Source organism: Serratia sp. EC4, from assembly GCF_059652115.1.
The window spans coordinates 1-2,416 of sequence record NZ_JBNIDE010000025.1; the positions used below are offsets into that span (position 1 = coordinate 1).

The window sequence follows — 2,416 nt, forward strand, 5'->3', positions numbered from 1 at the left end:
TGCTTTTGCAATTGACCAATCCGCCCGATGGTTTCATCGATGCTGCTGTTCACCTCAGCGAACTGGCGCTGGACTTCCAGATAACGATTGCGCGGCAAATAACCGTCCGCCGCCAGTTGCTTCATGCTGTTCATCTGCTCACGCAGGCTGGAAAGTTGGATCTGCTTGTTGGCGCGCGAATCCTGCAGGCCTTTCAACTGGAAGCGGATCCCATCCATCGACTGCTTATAACCGTCAATTTCACTTTGCAGCCCCTGGCGGCGAGAGGCGAACAGCTGCGTTTGCAACGCGATGATTTCGGCCACGCGCGGCTGATCCTTAACCTGGGTGAAAACAGGGGAAAAAGTGACCTTGCTCAGACCATCGCGTTCGGCCAGTAAACGCCCTTCGGTGGCCAGCGTGGTGTAGTACTGATCGCGCAGCGAATCAACCTGAGCCTGCGCCTGCACCTGGCTCAATTGCACCAGAACCTCACCGGCTTTCACCTTGTCGCCGTCTTTCACCGCGATATTCTTGATGATGCCGCTGGCCGGGGCCTGCACCGTTTTGCGGTTGCCGGAAACGGTTACCGAGCCCGGTGATGCCACCCCTTTATCCAGAGGCGCGAACGCTGCCCAGGCCAAAAATCCGAACAGACCAATTCCCACTACCAGCCAGCCCATCCGGGTAAACCGCCGTTCATCCTGCGGGATCTCTTCAATATACGAGTCTTGCGGCTCGCCAATATGCGTCGACATACCAACTCCTTTACACTGCGGACGGCAATGAAGCCATCAGGCAATTCACGGCTTAATTAATTTGCGTTTTTGGGATGTTGCCTTCATCCGGCTCAGAATTTACCGCCCTCACCGCTTGCTGAGGCTGTTGCGTCTGCGCTTTTTGCGCATTGGCCAACGCCTGAAGCACTTGTTGAGTCGGGCCGAACGCGTTGACGTTGCCATTCACCAACAGCAACAACTTGCTGGTCATCGACAGCAAATTGGTGCGATGGGTAATCAGAACCACCGTTTTATTACGTTGCTTGAGGAACATAATGGCCTGGTTCAACGCTTTCTCGCCCGCATCATCCAGATTGGAGTTAGGCTCATCCAATACCACCAACGAAGGGTCGCCGTACAATGCGCGCGCCAGGCCGATACGCTGTTTCTGTCCACCGGACAACCCAGCGCCACCGTTGCCGAGCACCGAATCGTAGCCGTTAGGGAAACGCAGGATCAGTTCGTGCACACCGGCCAGCTTAGCGGCTTCAATGACTTTCTCTGAATCGATATCGTTAAAGCGAGCGATATTCTCGGCGATAGTCCCGGCAAACAGCTCAATGTCCTGCGGCAGATAGCCGATATACGGCCCCAATTCATCCTTGTTCCACTGATAGATGTCGGCATTATCCAACCGAACAATCCCTTCACTGACCGGCCAAATGCCGACCAGCAAACGCGCCAGCGTCGATTTCCCCGACGCGCTCGGGCCAATGATCCCCAGCACGTCACCGGGCTGGATGGCAAAAGTCACGTTATGCAATACCGCATCGCCTTTGGAGCCCGGCGGCGTGGCGGTGACGCCTTCTACAGCGAGTACCCCTTCCGGACGCGGCAAGGACATACCGGTGCCACGTTGCGGATGCGTTTCCAGCAGCTTGACCAACCGGCCATAAGAAAGCTTTGCCGCGCTGTAGCTCTTCCAGACGTTAATAACCTGCTCAATCGGCGCCAGCGTTCGCCCCATCAGAATGGAGCCGGCGATCATCATACCGGGCGTGATGTGCCCATCGATCGCCAGCCAGCCCCCCAGCCCCAGCACCAGCGATTGCAGCGACATGCGCACAAACTTGGTGATCGATGTGACCCGCGATGCGCGTTCGCTGGCGATGCGCTGACTGTTCAAAAACCGCTGGTGCAGACCGAACCACCGGCGTTTCAGGTTAGGCAACATCCCCAAAGCCTCGATCACTTCGGCATTTCGCAGATTGGTGCTGGCCAGCGTACCGGACATAATCGACAGCTTGCTGGCCTCCGCCAGCGGCTTTTTCGACACCATTTCGTTGATCACCGCCAATGCGATCAGCAACAGCGCACCGACCAGGGCGAAAAGCCCCAACCAAGGATTAAACAGGAATATCACCAACAGATAGATCGGAAACCACGGCGCATCAAAGAAGGCGAACAGCGCGCTGCCGGTGAGGAATTGGCGCAGATTGGTCAAGTCACTCAGCATCTGGCCGGCGTCGGAAGAACCGTTTTTCAGATTCGCCTCGTAGGCCGCAGTGTAGACTCGCGTGTTGAGACGCATATCCAGCTGACTGCCGATACGGATCACCACCATGCTGCGCACGTATTCCAACAGCGACATCATGCCGAACATGCCCAACATGATCAGCGTCAGCATCAACAGCGTGATTTCATTACGCGAAGGAAGC

General features: G+C 56.3%; 2 protein-coding genes. Both read right to left on the reverse strand.

Going from position 1 to position 2,416, the window contains the following annotated elements; genetic code table 11:
* Nucleotides 1-737: biotin/lipoyl-containing protein (locus ACP39K_RS24490; protein ID WP_497008995.1), on the reverse strand; the 737-nt coding region annotated here is incomplete at its 3' end.
* A 52-nt stretch (nt 738-789) separates the two neighbouring features.
* Nucleotides 790-2,416 (reverse strand): type I secretion system permease/ATPase (locus ACP39K_RS24495; RefSeq protein WP_497008996.1); only part of this gene is annotated, 1,627 nt, incomplete at its 5' end.